Genomic DNA, 16512 nt, shown 5'->3' with positions numbered 1-16512 from the left:
CCGACATGAACGCACCTGAGAACGATAACCGCCTCCCCGGCGGCTTCACTGCCGAGATCGCCACCGATCTGGCTTCCGGCCGCGTCGTGGACCTTGCCGAGGTCTACGCCCTCAACGCCGTGGACGACGCCGAGCGCGCCGCGATTGAGCAGTTCCTCGCCTCCGCACCGGCAGCGGACCGGGATGCCTTCAATGAGCGCGTCCGGCAGGCCCGGGAGACCCTGGCCACCAGCTTTACCGCCGAGGAAGAGCCTCCGCCCGGGCTGCTGGACCGGATCATGTCATCCCTGCCGGCGCAGGCTACCCAGCCCTCCCCCGCCGCAGAGCCCCTTCCCGGCACGGGTCCGACGCCTGTGATGCCGCATCCGCTCCATGACAGCTCCGGGATGCCCGTGACCGACGAGCTCGGTGCGGCCCGCAAGCGCAGGGAAGAACGCCGCCGCCCGCAAGGCATGCGGAACTGGCTTGTCGGCGTCGCCGCTGCAGCCGTGATCGCCCTCGGCGGCGTCGGTGTGGGCGCGTATGTGGCAAACCAGAACGATCCGCTGAATCAGGTAATGCAGGCCAGCGACGTCCGCCAGGCCACCGTCGACGTCAACGGCGGCGGCACGGCCACCTTGTCAATTTCCCCGTCCAGGGACGCCGCCGTCATCAAAATGAACGGCGTCCCCGCTCCGCCCGCGGGCAAGGTCTACCAGATGTGGCTCATCCCCAAGGACGGCTCGGCCCCGGTGTCGCAGGGTCTGATGGACGCTGAAGCCCTGTCCAAGCCCGCGGTGGTCAAGGGCATCGGCTCCGCCGCCGCCCTGGGCATCACCGTAGAACCCGAAGGCGGGTCCGCGACACCCACCCTGCCGACCGTCGCCGCCGCGCCGCTGGGCGCCTGATCGTCCGCAGTCCGCAGGGCACATAGGGCACAAGAAAGCCGCCCGGGCCTTGGTTCCTTCCATGGAAGGAACCAAGGCCCGGGCGGCTTCGTGCTTTGGTGCGGCTACATTCTGGCGGGGCTATGTTCCGGGCCCGGCTAAATGACCTGCGAGAGCAGCATGACCAGGCCGAAGCTCACCACGGAGATCAGCGTTTCCATAACGGACCAGGTCTTGAACGTCTGGCCCACTGTGAGCCCGAACAGCTCCTTGACGAGCCAGAACCCGGCGTCGTTTACATGCGAGAAGAACAGCGAGCCTGCGCCGATCGCCAGGGCCAGCAGGGCCGCGTGCGTCGGCGTCAGCGAACTGGCGAGCGGGGCCACGATGCCGGCGGCCGTCACGGTGGCGACGGTGGCCGAGCCTGTCGCCAGGCGCAGGGCAACGGCCACGATGAAGCCGAGCACCAGGACGGACATGTTGGTCCCCTCGGCCCAGGCCTTCACGGAGTCACCCACGCCCGCACCAATCAGCGTCTGCTTGAAGCCGCCGCCGGCGCCGACGATCAGGATGATCCCCGCGATCGGGCCCAGGCTGGCAGCGATCTTGCTCGTAATCTTGGCGCCGTTGAGGCCCACGGCGTAGCCAAAGGTCACCATGGCCAGCAGGACGGCCAGGGTCATCGCCACCAACGGCTGCCCGACGAAGTCGAAGAACATCCGGATGGCCGGGGCCGTCAGGGGGTCGGGCCAGATGATGTCCACGACGGCCCTGAGCAGCATGAGGACCACCGGGAAGAGGATGGTCATCAGCGTGACGGGGAAGCTCGGCGGGCGCTTGACGCCCTCCATGTCCGCGCCGTGCACGGTGTCGACGCCGCCGGCGACGGCGGGGGCGCCCACCGGCACCCACCGGGCTGCCAGACGGGAGAAGAGCGGGCCGCAGATAATCACCGTGGGGATGGCAACGAGGATGCCGAGGGCCAAGGTGGTGCCCAGTTCCGCCTTGACGGCGCTGATGGCGATCAGCGGTCCCGGGTGCGGCGGCACCAGACCGTGCAGCACGGACAGGCCGGCCAGGGCCGGGATAGCTATGCGCATCAGAGGCATTTTCGAGCGCTGCGTGACCAGGACGATCACCGGCAGCAGCAGCACGAGCCCGATCTCGAAGAACATCGGCAGGCCGATGATCACGGCGACAAGCGTGATGGCCCAGACCAGCTTGTTTCCGGTGGCCTTGGCCAGGAGGGTGTCGACCACCCGGTTGGCACCGCCGGAGTCAGCGAGCAGCTTGCCCAGCATCGCGCCGAGCGCGACCAGCAGGCCAACTTCCTTCAGGACGCCGCCCACGCCGTCCTCGAAGTTGGCGATCACCCTGGCCGGTTCCACACCGGCGGCGAGGCCGACGAATCCGGACCCCAGAATCAGGGCCAGGAAGGGATGGAACTTGAATTTGGCGATCAGCACCACGAGCAGGGCGATGCCCAGGCCCGCGATGAGCAGTAGTTGGCTATTGACGCCGGTCCCGGCCTCAACGGCAGCCGGAAGCTGCATTGCTATCAGTGATTTCACAAAAAATTCCTTGGTCGCGACGGAACGCCGGAAGGCTCAGGGCCTGGCGTCGGCGGCGTCGAGCTTAAGTCGGGTGATGATTTCCTGTGCTACTTCCGCCGGCGTTGCGGAGACGGACAGGGAAATGAAGTTTTCGTCCGCTGTGGGCGCTTCGAGCGCGTCGAACTGGGACTCCAGCAGGGCCGGGGGCATGAAGTGCCCGTGACGGGACGCCAGCCGGTCGGAGATATTGTCCCGTGATCCCTCGAGGAACACGAAGACCACGCCTTCGCCGCGCAGAATGTCCCGGTAGCGCTTCTTCAGCGCCGAACAGGTCACGACGCCGGGTTTCCCCGAGCCGGTGTGGGCCCGGATCCAGTCGGCAATGCTTTCAAGCCAGGGCCACCGATCCTCGTCGGTCAGCGGCTCTCCTGCGTGCATCTTTGCCACGTTTGCTTCCGGGTGCAGGTCGTCGCCCTCGGCAAGATCCCAGCCCAGCCTGCCGGCCAGAAGTCCCGCGACAGTTGATTTGCCGGATCCGGAGACGCCCATGATCACAAGAACGGGGTGTTGCGCAGTCTTCGCCATCAAAGTCTGCCTTCCATCAAATAAATATGATTTAAACAGAGGCAAGCATATGGCAGAGGTGGTGCTGCGGCAACACTAGAAACCGGCGATGGTCCCCTGGCCGTTGACTGTTACGACATGGAAGGCCTCGGCACTGCGTCCGGCGGGGAGTCCGGCGCGGGCCCCGGTGCCCAGCATGAGGCCGCGGACCGTCCGCTCCATGGCATCGACGTCGGGGTGCTGGCTGACGTGGATGTGGATGGCGGCAAGCTTGCTGTCCACGTGCTCGGTGACGTCCACGAAGTGGTTTTCGCGCTCTTCCGGCCCCGCGAAGAGCCACAGCCAGGGCAATTTGTAGGCCTCCAGCCCGGACTCGGCCAGTTCCGGATACGCGAATGGGTTTTCCAGCGCGGGATACACGGCACGGGTCACGGCTTCCCCCACAGCCAGGTGATCCGGGTGGCTCTTCTGGATCCGGTTCCAGTTCCGTTCCGGATGCATGGACACCACGACGTCGGGCCGGAGCTGCCGGATCAGGCGCACCACCTCGCGCATCACCTCATGCGAGGGTTCGAGGTAGCCGTCACGCTGGTGCAGGTAATGGATGTCCGTGACGCCGACCAGGGCGGCGGCGCGCTGCTGCTCAGCGACGCGCAGCCGCACGATTTCCTCGCGCTGCGCGGGATCAAAGCCGCCGGCGTCGCCGTCGGTCATGATGCAGTAGCTGACCTGGACCCCTGCGGCGGTCCATGCGGCCACTGTGCCGGCGGCGCCGAAATCGATGTCGTCGGGGTGGGCTGTGAAACAAAGCACCCGCTCAATCCGGGAGGTCGCCGGGTCGAACGGGCTTTGTGCCGGAACGGCGTTAGTGCTCATGCAGTCAGCCTTTGCGCTTCTTGATTTCCGCGGTTGCCTGCGGCAGAACCTGGAAGAGGTCGCCCACAACGCCGAAGTCCGCGATCTCGAAAACCGGCGATTCGGCGTCCTTGTTCACGGCCACGATCACCTTGGCGGTCTGCATGCCGGCCTTCTGCTGGATGGCTCCGGAAATGCCCGCGGAGATGTAGAGCTGGGGCGAGACGGTTTTGCCGGTCTGGCCGATCTGCGCATCGTGGCCGATCCAGCCAGCGTCCGTGGCGGCCCGCGAGGCGCCGATGGCAGCGCCGAGGGCGTCGGCGAGTTCCTCCAGCGGACCAAAGTTGCCGTCCACGCCACGGCCGCCGGCCACGACGATCCGCGCCTCGGTCAGGTCGGGGCGCCCGCTGGCAGGCTTTTCACTGCGTGCCGTGACCCGGGCGGAGGCGGCGGTGGCCGTCTCCGGGACCTCGATCGTGACGGCCTCCGGTGCCGTGCCGGTCACCGCGGGCTCGGGCGTGATGCTGTTGGGCTTCACAGTCAGCACGGAGACGGGCGTCGTGGCCTTCGCCGTGGTGGTGTAGGAACCAGCCAGCACGGACTTGTGGGCCGTACCATCGGGGTCCACAGCCACGACGTCGGTAATGACACCGGCGCCGAGCTTGATGCTGAGCCGGGCGGCGATTTCTTTGCCCTCGGCCGAGTTCTCGGTCAGGACCACGGTGGCACCGGAAGTCTGGACCGCGGCGGCCAGATAGGACGCCTTGGGGCCCACCAGATAGTCGTCGAGGTCGGCGGCGGACGGGCGGTAAAGTGCCTGGACGCCGTACGCGGCAAGGGCGGCAGCGGCGTCATCGTGCAGTTCGCCATTGAAGGCGACGGCCGGTTCGCCGAGGGAGCGGGCGATCGTGAGCAGTTCCAGGCTCGACTTCTTCAGCGCCTGGCCGGGGTTATCGATGAAAACGAGTACTTTTGCCATGTTCGGATAATCCCCTTTAGAGCAGCTTCTGGGCGGCCAGGAACTCGACCAGCTGGATGCCGGCGTCGCCTTCGTCGGTGATGATGGTGCCGGCCGTGCGCGGCGGGCGGGCCTCTGCGGTCTCGACGGCGGTCCAGGAACCGGCCTTGCCCACCTGGGCCGCGTCGACCCCGATGTCGGCAAGGCTCAAAGTGGTGATGGTTTTCTTCTTCGCCGCCATGATGCCCTTGAAGTTCGGGTACCGGGGATCATTGATCTGGTCGGTGACGGAAACGACGGCCGGCAGTTCGGCCTCAATGGTGTCCGCGTGGGTGTCGCCGTCGCGGCGGGCTGTGAGCTTGCCGGCGTCGAGATCCAAGGACGCGGCAAAAGTTACCTGCGGGAGGCCCAGCCGCTCAGCGAGCTGCGCCGGGACCAGCGAGGTCTCGCCGTCCGTGGAGGCCATGCCGGTGAGGATGAGGTCCGCGGGGGCGTCCGCGCCCAGGTGGCGGATCGCGGCGGCCAGCGCGAGCGAGGTGGCCGCGGCATCGGAACCGGCAAGGGCCTCGTCGCTGAGGTGCACGCCTTCAGTGGCGCCGATCTGCAGGGATTTCTTCACCGCGTTGACGGCCCCGGCCGGCCCCATGCTCAGGGCGATGACCTTGTTGCCGGCCGCTTCTCCGCCGCGGGCCTCGGTCAGCTGCAGCGCCGCCTCCAGGGCGTATTCGTCCAGCTCGGACAGGATGCTTTCGGAGCGGTCCACCGTGTTGGCCTCACCGGTGAGGTGGCGGTCGAACTGCGTATCCGGGACGTGCTTGACCAGCACAATGATTTTCAGAATTTCTTCCACTGTGTCTACAGCAGCCTTCCATGCGGGTGGACAGCCGCCCCTGGCGGGGTCATGGCCACGGAACACCCGGTAGCCGGGCTGTTCCTAGCTAACCACATAGCTGCCGGCCAGCGTTGCCACGGTTAACGTCTGTGTCTGCGACTGCCGGCCCCGGGCCCTGGTCGGCAGGGGCCGGGCACAATGAGGCCGGGCACGGAAAAGCCGGACCGCACCATTCGGTGCCACCCGGCCTTCCTGCCACTGCACTGCTTCTACTGCTCCGTCTTGCTACTGCTTTGCTTCTACTGCTCGGCTTCTACTGCTCTGCCGCAGTCCCGAGGGTCACGTCGACGTCCTTCAGCTGGCCGCCGCGCAGGACCGTCACCTTGACCGTGGCGCCGGCGGGCTGTTCCCGCACTGCCGCGGTCAGCTGGTTGGGATCGCTGATGGTCAGGTTCTGGAACTTCGTCACGACGTCGCCGACCTTGATGCCGGCCTTGTCAGCGGCCGAGCCGGACTCGACGGTCGCGACCTCCGCGCCCACCGAGAACCCGGAGGAGGACGAGCCGGCGGCCTTGGGCTTCACGCTGACGCCGAACTGCGCGTGTGTGGCTTTGCCGCTGCTGATGATCTCCTGGGCCACGCGCTTGGCGTTGTTGATGGGGATGCTGAAGCCCACGCCAATGTTGCCGCTGCTGCTGCCGCTTGCCGGGTCGCCGCCGGCGGAGGCGATCGCGACGTTGACGCCGATGACTTCGCCCTTGGTGTTCACCAGCGCGCCGCCGGAGTTGCCCGGGTTGATGGCCGCGTCCGTCTGGATGACGTTGATCGAGATGGAGCCCTGATCCGCGGTGCTCGGGGTCTCGCCGCCGCCCGGAGGCGCGAACTGGAAGCCCTGGTCCCCGCCCTGGGAGTTATCCGCACCGTTCTTCGGCGCCGCCGAGGATGCCACGCTGATGGTCCGGTTCAGGGTCGAGACGATGCCGTCCGTGACTGTGCCGGTGAGTCCCAGCGGCGATCCGATGGCGACGGCGGTGTCGCCGACGTTCAGCTTGCCCGAGTCCCCCAGCGTTGCCGGGACCAGCCCCGAGGGGTTGTCGATCTTGATCACGGCGAGGTCGGAAAGCGGGTCGGTCCCGACGATCTTCGCGGAGTAGACCTTGCCGTCGCTCGTCCGGACCTCCATCGTGGCGTTCGCGGTTTTGCCGTCGAGAGTGACCACGTGGGTGTTGGTCAGCACGTGGCCCTCGGCATCGAGGATGATCCCGCTGCCGGTACCGCCGTCGCTGCCGCTGGTTGCCTTGATGGTCACAACGCTGGGGGAAGCCTTGAGGGCGGCGGCGGTGATGGCGTTGACGTCTTCCCTGTTGTTGACGATCACCGGACCGGCCTGGGTGGTGTCGCTCGTGGCGGACGCGGGGTAACGGTCCCCCAGCAGCGCGTTGCTGCCGGCCACCACGCCGCCGCCGATCAGGCCGGCCGCCACAATGCTGGCCACGAGGGTCGGGACGCCGAACGCCGCCTTGCGCTTCGGGGCGTGCGCAGGGTCGTTCGCGAATCCCGGACCGGATGGATAGGACGGACCCGACGCCGGCTGGCCGCCGGAGTTGGCACCGTAAGGGTGGCTGCCGTACTGGGGCTGGCCATACGGGGATGGGGCTTGCTGGGACTGGGAATAGGGCGGGTGGGAGGGCTGGCCTGGTTGGCCTTGACCCTGGCCGGCCTGGGAGAACCCGCCGTACTGGCCGGTGTGCTGGGCGGGGGCGCCGAACTGCTGGGTGTCCGCGGCGGAGCGCTGGGCGTCGGCGGGCTGCTGCTGGTAGACCGGACGCGGCGCGCCGTCCTCGGCGCGGTCCAACCGGAGGGTCGGGTTCTCGGGCGCCGGGCTTCCGGAAACCGGGTTTCCGGGTGCCGCCTCAGGCGCGCTTACGGCATGCGTCTGCTCCGGCGAGCCCTCCTGCTGCCCCGCCGGTTCCCGGTTCTGTTGCGTCGGCTCCGGTGACGCACCCGGCACTGGGTTCTCAGTCATGAGACTTCCTTTCATCCTCGTCTGCCTATAACTATGGACGTTCAGGCTGACACTAGAGCGGACATTTGCTGGGAGGTTCCTGAACGGATAGTTGCGGCCTGCGGGCCTGTGTTTCCCAGTTTAGGCGCGTTTCGCTGGTGGCATATTCCCCTCGGTGGACTGCCATTTGGGTGCACCATAGAATCAAATGGAATCGCCACAGCGACCTGCGGCTTTACATCTGCGTGGGGGCGCTGCTGCATTCTGTGACGACCGGTTCGGCCCGAACCGGTCGCAGAAGTGCTGAAGGGTTGCACATGCGGTCTACCTATAAACGTCTCCTCGCCGTTCTCGGCGTCGTCGGACTGCTGGCGCTTCCCGCCGCTCCGGCCCTCGCCGAAGATCCGGTGGCGCTTGACCCCGTCACCAAGATCGTTGACTCCGCCGGGGTCCTGGGCGGCCGGACGGGCGAAGTCGAGCAGGCCATCAAGCAGCTCGGCGCAGACCACGCGATGACCTACCACGTCGTCTACGTGAAGAAGTTCGAAAACCCCACCGACCGCTATGCCTGGGCTGCTGAGGTGGCGGACAAGGCAAGCCTCGGCGCCAACGCCATGCTCCTGACCGTCGCCACGGACACACGGCAGTACCTGCTGAGCAAGCCGGCCAACAGCAAAATCACGGACGCCCAGCGCGACACCATCGTGAAAAGCGCAGTTGACCCGAACCTGCGCAAGGGCGACTACGCCCAGGCCGCCATCGATAGCGCCGCAGCCATCGGCGACGCCGCCGGGGGCGGCAAGGGCACCGTCCCGTCTGAAGGCGGCGCTGGCAGCGCCGTGCTCGTCGGAGTGGGCGTGGTCGCCGCCGGCGGCGCGGGCGCTTACCTTTACCTCCGCAACCGCCGGAAGAAGGCCGCCGCGGGCGCGGGCCACGGGGGGCCGCAGGGCGCCGAGCTGGATCCGCTCGCAGGGCTCACTGTCGAGGAGCTGCGCCGCAAGAGCGGCTCCCTGCTGATCGAGGCCGACGACGCCATCAAGTCCAGCGAGCAGGAGCTTGGCTTCGCGCAGGCGCAGTACGGCGACGCCGCCGTCGGGAACTTCACGAAGGCCCTGGAGGACGCCAAGGGCCACATGTCGGAGTCCTTCAAACTGCAGCAGCAGCTCGATGACCACATCCCCGATACCGAAGAGCAGCAGCGGACCTGGCTCGGTGAGATCATCCGCCGTTCCGAGGCCGCGCTCGCCTCCCTTCAGGAGCAGAAGGCCGACTTCGATTCACTCCGCGAGCTTGAGAAAAATGCTCCGCAGGCGCTTGCCGCAGTCAGTGCCGGAGCGAGCGAGGCGGAAGCCAAAATCGCCAGCGCCGAGCAGTCGCTCAATGAATTGCGGGCCAAGTACGCCGAGAGTGCGCTGGTGCAGGTGGGCGACAACATCAACCAGGCCAAGGAGCGGCTCGCCTTTGTGCAGAACGCCTCCGTCACGGCCCAGGAGAAGCTCAGCGCCGGTGAGGGCAGCCTCGCCGCCGTCGCCGTCCGGGCGGCGGAAGAGAGCCTGCACCAGACGAACGTGCTGATCGGCGCCATCACCAAGGTGGCCGGCAGCCTCGACGAGGCCCGCAGCGGCCTCGAGTCCGCCGTCGTCGATACCTCCCAGGACTTGGCCCAAGCCAAGGCCCTGATCCAGTCCGGGTCGCACCCCGAACTTGCCGGACCGGTTGCCGCGGTGGAAGCTTCACTGGCACGGGTCAAGGCCGACATCCAAGGCGGCAAGATCGATCCCATCGCCACCCTGGAGCGCGTCGAGACCGCGCACCAGTCGCTGGATGCGGCCCTTTCCGGCATCCGCGACCAGCAGGAACAGGCCCGTCGGGCGCAGGCTTCGCTGCAGCAGAGCATCATGTCCGCGCAGGCGCAGATCAGCGCGACGTCGGACTACGTCACCGCCCGCCGTGGAGGCGTGGGCACCGAGGCCCGAACCCGCTTGGCTGAGGCCCAGCGGAACCTCGACTATGCACTGTCCATCTCCCGCACCGATCCCGTCACCGCCCTGCAGTACGCCCAGCAGGCGCATGCACTGGCGGCCCAAGCCGCGCAGCTGGCCCAGTCCGATGTTGACCACTTCGGCGGATACGCCAACCAGGGCTACGGCCGTGGCGGGATGTTCGGCGGCAGCGGCGGAGGTGGCCTTGGTGGCGCGATCCTCGGCGGAATCCTCATCAACTCGATCCTCCACGGCGGAGGCGGTGGAGGTTGGGGCGGCGGCGATTCCGGCGGAGGCTGGGGCGGCGGCGGCGATTCCGGCGGAGGCTGGGGCGGCGGCGGCGATTCCGGCGGAGGCTGGGGCGGCGACTTCGGCGGCGGCGGCGACTTCTAGCCGGCCGCCCCTTCAACTCACGAGACCGATACAGACCACGCACCGGCCGCAACGGACCGGACAGCGGATAGATGCGATACACCATCGATCACTGGAATCAGTGAGACAACGGAGCAGGACGAAAGGTAACACCATGGTTAAGCAGTCCATTTTCGGCCGCATGGCGCAGCTGGCGAAGGCAAACATCAACTCGTTGCTGGACCAGGCCGAGGATCCGCAGAAAATGCTGGACCAGATGGTCCGTGACTACACGAACAACATCGCGGAGGCCGAGTCCGCCGTGGCCCAGACCATCGGCAACCTGCGCATGCTCCAGGACGACTACAACGAGGACGTCCGCAACGCACAGGACTGGGGCAAAAAGGCCCTCGCTGCGTCGCGCAAAGCCGACGAATACCGTGCCAAGGGCGACGTCGGCGACGCGGAGAAGTTCGATAACCTAGCCAAGGTTGCACTGCAGCGCCAGATGGGCTCTGAGAACGAGGCCAGGGCCGCCGAGCCGAGCATCGCGTCCCAGACCGAGGTGGTGGACAAGCTCAAGCATGGCCTTGACCAGATGAAGGGCAAGCTCAACGAGCTGACCAGCAAGCGCAACGAGCTGGTGGCCCGGTCCAAGACCGTGGCGGCCCAGAGCCAGGTCCACGACGCCCTCAAGAGCATCAACATCATGGACCCCACCTCCGAGGTGGGCCGCTTCGAACAGAAGATCCGCCGCGAGGAAGCCAAGGTCCGCGGCCAGCAGGAGCTCGCCGAGTCGAGCCTGGACGCCCAGTTCAACTCGCTGGAAGATCTGGGCGAGCAGACCGAGATCGAAGCCCGGCTGGCAGCGCTGAAGTCCGGTGGCTCCCCCGCCGCCATCGGCACCGGCGACCGGAGCGCTGAGTCCGGTTCCACGGTAGAAGAGGCCGACTTCGACAAGCTCTGACCGGCCGGCCCGGCAGCTTCCGCCGAGCCGGCTGAATGCTCCGGGCGCATGTTCCGCACCCAGGGGCCGGACTCCGGCGGGTGAGCCTGACACTCCAGGTTCACCCGCCGGAGTCCGGCCCTTGTTGTACCCCTAATTGCACCGTGCCGGCGGCCGTGCCGGCGCCGCGCGTGTACCGTGGATCCATGTCTGCGACCCTTGTCTGGCTTCGTGACGACCTCCGGCTGGATGACAATCCGGCACTGGCGGAGGCCGCCGCCCTGCACACACCCCTGACCGTCGTCTATGTCCTGGATGAGGAGTCGCCCGGCGTCCGGCCTCTCGGCGGAGCGGTGAAGTGGTGGCTCCACCACTCCCTGGCCGCGCTGGCCGCCGCGCTGGAGGCCAGGGGCTCGCGGCTGGTCCTCCGCCGCGGCCCGGCCGCCCGGATCATCCAGGACCTCGCGGTGGAAACGTCCGCCGACCTGCTCTTGTGGAACCGCCGCTACGGCGGGCCGGAACGCACGGTCGATGCCGGCCTGAAGAGCTGGGCCACCGAGGAGGGCATCAGCGCCACGAGCTTCCAGGCAAACCTCATGTTCGAGCCGTGGACCGTGCGGACCGGCAGCGGGGGCCCCTACAAGGTCTTCACGCCGTTCTGGAAGGCCTGCCTGGCCGGCGCCGAGCCCCGGCAGCCGCTGGCGGCCCCGGACCAGCTGCCGGCCCCGGCACGCACGCGCAGCGGCAGCCTGCCGGCAAGCGAAACGCTCGAAGGCTGGGGCCTGCTCCCCCGTGATCCCGACTGGAGCTCCGGGCTCGCCGCCACCTGGACACCGGGGGAAGCCGGCGCCTACGGCCGCCTCATGGATTTCGTGGACGGGCCCGCGGCAGAATACGGCACCGGTCGCGACCTCCCGGGCGTCGACGGTACCAGCAGGCTCTCCCCGCATCTGCGTTTTGGCGAAATCAGCCCCTTCCGGATCTGGCACACGCTGCGGGACAGCTTTGCGCCGGGTGCGCTGGCCGACGTCGGGATCTTCCGTTCCGAACTTGGGTGGCGGGAATTCTGTTGGCAGCTGCTCTACGAGAATCCTGAACTGGCCACGCGGAATTACCGGCCGGAGTTCGACCGCTTCGAATGGCAGCCGGCATCGGACGCCGAGCTGCAGGCCTGGCAGCAGGGCCGCACGGGCTACCCGATGGTGGACGCGGGCATGCGCCAGCTCTGGCAGACGGGGTGGATGCACAACCGCGTGCGGATGGCGGCAGCGTCCTTCCTGGTGAAGAACCTGCTGGCCGATTGGCGGCTGGGTGAGGCTTGGTTCTGGGACACGCTGGTGGACGCCGATGCCGCAAGCAACCCGGCCAACTGGCAGTGGGTCGCGGGCTCGGGGGCCGACGCCTCGCCCTATTTCCGGATCTTCAACCCCGTCACGCAAAGCAAGAAGTTCGACGCCGCCGGACGATACCTGCGCGGGTACATTCCCGAGCTCGACGCGCTGGACGACAAAGCCGTCCACGAGCCCTGGAAGGCGAACGGCGCCGCCACCGGCTACCCCGCACCCATCGTGGACCTTGCCGAGTCCCGGGCGCGTGCACTGGCGACCTATCAGCGGCTCAAAGACGGCTGAGGGTGGCCGGCAGGTCCAGGCCCTTAAGTCCGGGCCCGGATTGCGCCGCCCGCAGAGAAAACAGCAAAGGCCCGGATCATCAGATTCGGGCCTTTCTGTGTACTGCTGGTGTTTCCTGGTTGCGGGGACAGGATTTGAACCTGTGACCTCTGGGTTATGAGCCCAGCGAGCTACCGAACTGCTCCACCCCGCGTCGCTTGATCAACTCTACCGTAGTTTCTCGGCCGCCCTGACCACGGCCCCAAACAGGGTCGCGTCCGGGTCGCGCCCCGGTCGTTTCCGGGTCCAGTTCCACTGTGCCGGTCCAAGGTTTCCGGGGGACAAAACGTGGGAGTTCCGGACACCGCCGTTCACCGTCCGGGGCGCCTTTGGACACGATTCCGACCCTCCGGTCCGGTGTCCGCGGCGTGTCCGTGTCAAAGTGCCCCCGGACCGCATCCGCCGGGCAAGACCAGGTGCGCCCGAGTCCGGTAGCTCAGGGTCCCGGCAGGACGCCACTGACACGCCTGGCATTTACACACGTTTTGTCCCATAACCCGGTTTCCGGGGCTCCGGGGCCGCCCGCGGCACTTAAAGCGAAAGGTCCGGAACACGGTTTCCAGTGTTCCGGACCTTTTCTCCAGTTGCGGGGACAGGATTTGAACCTGTGACCTCTGGGTTATGAGCCCAGCGAGCTACCGAACTGCTCCACCCCGCGTCGCAAGATCAACTCTACCCGCCGGTGAACTTGAGGCCAAATCGAGGTGACGTGATGTGCATCTCGCCACCGCGGCCCGTCTACGCCACAGGCCGGGCTTGCCTCTCTTCGTAGAGCGGCAAACCCGGCCTGTCGACCGCGCGCAGCCTGTGCCTGGCCCTAGCGCCGCGTTGGTTGGCAGCGACGGGTTAGCCGCCCGCTGTGGCCGACGGAGTGGGCGACGGTGTGGCCGACGGCGAGGCGGTGCCGGCCGGGGCAGCCGGGGCTTCCAACTTCGCTTCGGCTTCGAGCGCCTTCTGCAAGGCGGCATTTAGCTTCTTCTGCTCTTCACCATAGGTCGCGAAGTCTCCCTTCGCGAGGGCCGCCTGGCCAGCCTTGATCGCGGCGTTTGCCTCGTCCAGGGCGGCCTTCAGTTCTGCCTTCGCGTCGGGGCTGCTCGGCGCTGCCGGGGTACCCCCCGGGGTGGTGGGTGTGGCCGGCGTTTGTCCCTTGTTCGGCTTGTCACCTGCCGCGGCGCCCGAATTTCCGCCGAACAGCTGGTTCAGTGCCTCGTCCAGCGTGGGCGCGAACCCGATCTTGTCGCCGAAGGCCACCAGGACCCGCTGCAGCGTCGGGTACGAGGTCTCACCCGTGGACCGCAGATAGACGGGCTGGACGTACGCCATGCCGCCGCCGACCGGCAAGGTCAGGAGGTTGCCGTTGAGCACCGCCGACGCGCCCTGACGCAGCAGGTTGAGGGCCTGCGAAACGGTTGGGTCGGAGTTGAACTTGTTCTGCGCCTGGCCGGGGCCCGGGACCTGGGTCTCCGGCGGGATCTGCAGGAGCCTGAGTTGGCCGTAGCTGGCCGCCTTGACGCCCTTCTGGTTGCCTGCGTCGGAGTCCGCGGCCAGGTAGCCGTAGAGCACGTTGCGGGCGGCGTTGTTGACCACCTGTGGGATGAACGACGAGGTCAGCTGGAACGCAGGCTTGTCCTGGTCGGGCATCTTCAGTGACATGTAGTAGGGCGGCTGCTTGACCTCGTCCTTGACGGTGGGGTCGTTGGGAACGGACCAGGCGTCAATGTTGGTGTAGAAGCTGTCCGGGTTGGTCACGTGGTAGCGGCCGAGAAGCTCGCGCTGGACCTTGAACAGGTCCTCCGGGTACCGCACATGGCTCATGAGCGCACCGGACATCTCGGAATAGGGCTTCACCGACGTGGGGAAGACCTTCTGCCAGGCCTTCAGGACCGGGTCTTGGTCATCCCAGGCGTACAGCGTCACAGAGCCGTCATAGGCATCCACGGTGGCCTTGACCGAATTGCGGATGTAGTTCACCGAGCTGTTCGGCAGCGCTACCGTCCGATTCGCGGCGGTCTGTGAGTCGGCCGTCGCCGCGGAGAGTTGCTCCTGCTGCGAGTACGGGAAGTAGGGGCTCGTGGTGTACCCGTCCACGATCCACTTCACCCTGCCGTCGACGACGGCGGGATAGGGATTGCCGTCCACGGTCAGGTAGGGTGCCACCTTTTCGACGCGGTCCCGCGGGTTGCGGTCGTAGAGGATCTGGGACTCGGCGTTCACGCCGTCGGAAAGCAGCAGGTCCGAGGACTGGAACTTGATCGCGTAGAGGATCTTGTTGAAGAAGCTGCCGACGTTCGGGCCGCCGTTGCCGGTGAAGGTGTACTGCGTTTCGCCGTCGCCTTCCTTGGCCGCCGGCCGGTCCTGCTCGCGGTGCTGGGCACCGGCCGGGGCGCCCACGATCGAGTAGTCGGGCGAGTCCTGGCCGAAGTAGACGCGGGGCTGATAGGTCGAATCGTTGCCGAGCGCGCCGGTGGACGGGATGCCCGACTGCAGGAAGTCCGGCTTGCCGTCCACGGTGAACTTGTTGCCCTTGGCCGCGACGACGCCGTAGCCGTGGGTGTAGACCACGTGCCGGTTCAGCCAGGACTGCTGGTTCGTGGCCAGCCCCTCGGGGTTGAGTTCACGGACCGCGATGACCGTGTCCTGGACCTTGCCGTCGATCACGTAGCGGTCCACATTCAGGGCGCTGGGGAACTGGTAATAGGGCCGGTACTGTTCAAGCTGCGAGAACGCATCCGAGATCAGGTTCGGATCGAGCAGCCGGATGTTGGCGGTGGTCTGCGCATCGGGGGCCAGCGCGCCGGAGGTGGCGGCGGTGGTGGCGTTGTACCGCTTTTCCTGGACCTTATCCAGGCCGTAGGCGGCGCGGGTCATCGCGATGTTCCGCTTGATGAATTCGTTCTCCAGCGTCTGCTCCGAGGGCCGGACCTGGAACTGCTGGATGACCCACGGGTAGACGCCGCCGGCCAGGATGGCCGTGATGATGAGCATGGCGGTGCCGATCACCGGCAGACGCCATTTGCCGATCACCGAGGCGACGATGAACAGCACGGCGACGATCGCCGCGGCCACGGCCAGGATGGCCTTGGTCGGAATGACGGCGTTCACGTCCGTGTACAGCGCACCGGCCCAGCGTCCGCCGTTGTTCTGCACGGTGGAATAGCGGTCCAGCCAGAAGTTGACGCCCATCAGCAGCAGGAAAGCAGCGCCCGTGACAGCCAGGTGGATCTGGGCGGCGCGGCTGGTGAAGATCCCGCGTTCCATGATCCGGATGCTGCCGTAGAGGTAGTGGGTGAGGATGCCGGCGAGGCCAGCGATCACCGTGACGCTGATGAGGAACCCGGTGACGAAGCCAAGGAAGGGAAGGGTCATAAGGTAGAAGCTGATGTCCAGGCCGAACAGCGGATCGTTCTGGCCGAAGGGCTCCTGGTTGAAGAACAGGAGCACTTTCTGCCACTGGCTGGCGGCGGCGCTGCCGGCGAACAGGCCAAAGAGGATGGGAAGGCCCACCATCACGACGCGCCGGACGGGTTCGAGCTGGGCCTGGTAGCGGTTCAAGTTGTCCCGGACTTCCGAGTCGGGGGCGTACACCGGCCGCGCATGGTAGGCAATCCGGATGGCGAAGAAGACGGCGGTAAACATGACGGCGAAACCTGTCATGAAGATCCCGATCCTGGCCAGGTTCTCGGTAATGAACACTTCGAAGTAGCCCAGCTGCTGGTACCAGAGGACATCCGTCCAGACATTGGCGAAGAAGATGAATCCGACGACGATTAGGGCCACGATGATGAGCGTCGGCGTCAGGGCGCCGCGTCGTGTCGGTGGTCTTCCGGGCGGGACAGGGCTGGCGGGACGGGACAAACTCGGTACCTCATAGCTGGTCGTCTACTGCTGGTTTTTAGTTATTAGTCCCTGCTGCGACTCAGTGCCGGTATC

General features: G+C 66.9%; 11 protein-coding genes and 2 tRNA genes. 4 read left to right on the top strand and 9 right to left on the bottom strand.

The features are described from left to right. Positions 1 to 5: 5 nt before the first annotated feature. A complete protein-coding gene (locus BLS42_RS02670) occupies positions 6 to 887 on the top strand; it encodes an anti-sigma factor (protein WP_090576132.1) in 882 nt (293 codons plus the stop codon). Positions 888 to 1024: 137 nt separating this feature from the next. Here BLS42_RS02670 and BLS42_RS02665 read toward each other — a convergent pair whose 3' ends face one another. The 6 genes from BLS42_RS02665 to BLS42_RS02640 all read right to left on the bottom strand — a co-directional run bounded on the left by BLS42_RS02665 (position 1025) and on the right by BLS42_RS02640 (position 7654). Further along, positions 1025 to 2419 (bottom strand): GntT/GntP/DsdX family permease, encoded by a 1395-nt coding sequence (locus BLS42_RS02665; protein WP_090575908.1) that lies wholly within the window; start codon positions 2417 to 2419, stop codon positions 1025 to 1027. Positions 2420 to 2473: 54 nt separating this feature from the next. Further along, positions 2474 to 3004 (bottom strand): gluconokinase, encoded by a 531-nt coding sequence (locus tag BLS42_RS02660; protein ID WP_090575905.1) that lies wholly within the window; start codon positions 3002 to 3004, stop codon positions 2474 to 2476. Positions 3005 to 3079: 75 nt separating this feature from the next. Then, positions 3080 to 3859, bottom strand: coding sequence for a PIG-L deacetylase family protein (locus BLS42_RS02655; RefSeq protein ID WP_090575901.1), 780 nt, complete (start codon positions 3857 to 3859; stop codon positions 3080 to 3082). A gap of 4 nt (positions 3860 to 3863) precedes the next feature. Beyond that, entirely contained in the window at positions 3864 to 4817 is a 954-nt protein-coding gene (locus tag BLS42_RS02650; protein ID WP_090575898.1) for an electron transfer flavoprotein subunit alpha/FixB family protein, read from the bottom strand. Between the two features lie 16 nt (positions 4818 to 4833). Continuing rightward, positions 4834 to 5634: an electron transfer flavoprotein subunit beta/FixA family protein gene (locus BLS42_RS02645; protein ID WP_090576129.1), complete on the bottom strand. Its 801-nt coding sequence runs from the start codon at positions 5632 to 5634 to the stop codon at positions 4834 to 4836. Positions 5635 to 5941: 307 nt separating this feature from the next. Next, complete coding sequence (locus tag BLS42_RS02640; protein ID WP_090575894.1) at positions 5942 to 7654, bottom strand: S1C family serine protease; 1713 nt, start codon at positions 7652 to 7654, stop codon at positions 5942 to 5944. 296 nt (positions 7655 to 7950) lie between these two features. Here BLS42_RS02640 and BLS42_RS02635 point away from each other — a divergent pair, with 296 nt between their 5' ends. From BLS42_RS02635 to BLS42_RS02625, 3 genes are all read left to right on the top strand, one after another. Continuing rightward, the gene (locus BLS42_RS02635; protein ID WP_176803112.1) at positions 7951 to 10008 is read left to right on the top strand and encodes a TPM domain-containing protein; all 2058 of its coding nucleotides are present in this window, start codon (positions 7951 to 7953) and stop codon (positions 10006 to 10008) included. Positions 10009 to 10141: 133 nt separating this feature from the next. Beyond that, a complete protein-coding gene (locus BLS42_RS02630; protein ID WP_090575887.1) occupies positions 10142 to 10933 on the top strand; it encodes a PspA/IM30 family protein in 792 nt (263 codons plus the stop codon). A gap of 185 nt (positions 10934 to 11118) precedes the next feature. Then, positions 11119 to 12543: a cryptochrome/photolyase family protein gene (locus BLS42_RS02625; RefSeq protein WP_090575884.1), complete on the top strand. Its 1425-nt coding sequence runs from the start codon at positions 11119 to 11121 to the stop codon at positions 12541 to 12543. A 116-nt stretch (positions 12544 to 12659) separates the two neighbouring features. Here BLS42_RS02625 and BLS42_RS02620 read toward each other — a convergent pair. From BLS42_RS02620 to BLS42_RS02610, 3 genes are all read right to left on the bottom strand, one after another. Continuing rightward, positions 12660 to 12736 (bottom strand) — tRNA-Met (locus BLS42_RS02620). Between the two features lie 430 nt (positions 12737 to 13166). Then, a tRNA-Met gene (locus BLS42_RS02615) sits at positions 13167 to 13240 on the bottom strand. 188 nt (positions 13241 to 13428) lie between these two features. After that, positions 13429 to 16437, bottom strand: coding sequence for a UPF0182 family membrane protein (locus BLS42_RS02610; RefSeq protein ID WP_090575880.1), 3009 nt, complete (start codon positions 16435 to 16437; stop codon positions 13429 to 13431). Positions 16438 to 16512: the final 75 nt, after the last annotated feature.

This window comes from Arthrobacter sp. ov407 (genome assembly GCF_900102895.1).
GTDB lineage: Bacteria > Actinomycetota > Actinomycetes > Actinomycetales > Micrococcaceae > Arthrobacter.
This window is presented reverse-complemented; position numbering and strand designations above follow the sequence as displayed.

What these genes read in the sequence shown, in the direction of transcription:
- BLS42_RS02670 (WP_090576132.1), top strand. Translation starts at nt 6, where the DNA reads ATGAACGCACCTGAGAACGATAACCGCCTCCCCGGCGGCTTCACTGCC.
- BLS42_RS02665 (WP_090575908.1), bottom strand. Translation starts at nt 2,419, where the DNA reads ATGCAGCTTCCGGCTGCCGTTGAGGCCGGGACCGGCGTCAATAGCCAA.
- BLS42_RS02660 (WP_090575905.1), bottom strand. Translation starts at nt 3,004, where the DNA reads ATGGCGAAGACTGCGCAACACCCCGTTCTTGTGATCATGGGCGTCTCC.
- BLS42_RS02655 (WP_090575901.1), bottom strand. Translation starts at nt 3,859, where the DNA reads ATGAGCACTAACGCCGTTCCGGCACAAAGCCCGTTCGACCCGGCGACC.
- BLS42_RS02650 (WP_090575898.1), bottom strand. Translation starts at nt 4,817, where the DNA reads ATGGCAAAAGTACTCGTTTTCATCGATAACCCCGGCCAGGCGCTGAAG.
- BLS42_RS02640 (WP_090575894.1), bottom strand. Translation starts at nt 7,654, where the DNA reads ATGACTGAGAACCCAGTGCCGGGTGCGTCACCGGAGCCGACGCAACAG.
- BLS42_RS02635 (WP_176803112.1), top strand. Translation starts at nt 7,951, where the DNA reads ATGCGGTCTACCTATAAACGTCTCCTCGCCGTTCTCGGCGTCGTCGGA.
- BLS42_RS02630 (WP_090575887.1), top strand. Translation starts at nt 10,142, where the DNA reads ATGGTTAAGCAGTCCATTTTCGGCCGCATGGCGCAGCTGGCGAAGGCA.
- BLS42_RS02625 (WP_090575884.1), top strand. Translation starts at nt 11,119, where the DNA reads ATGTCTGCGACCCTTGTCTGGCTTCGTGACGACCTCCGGCTGGATGAC.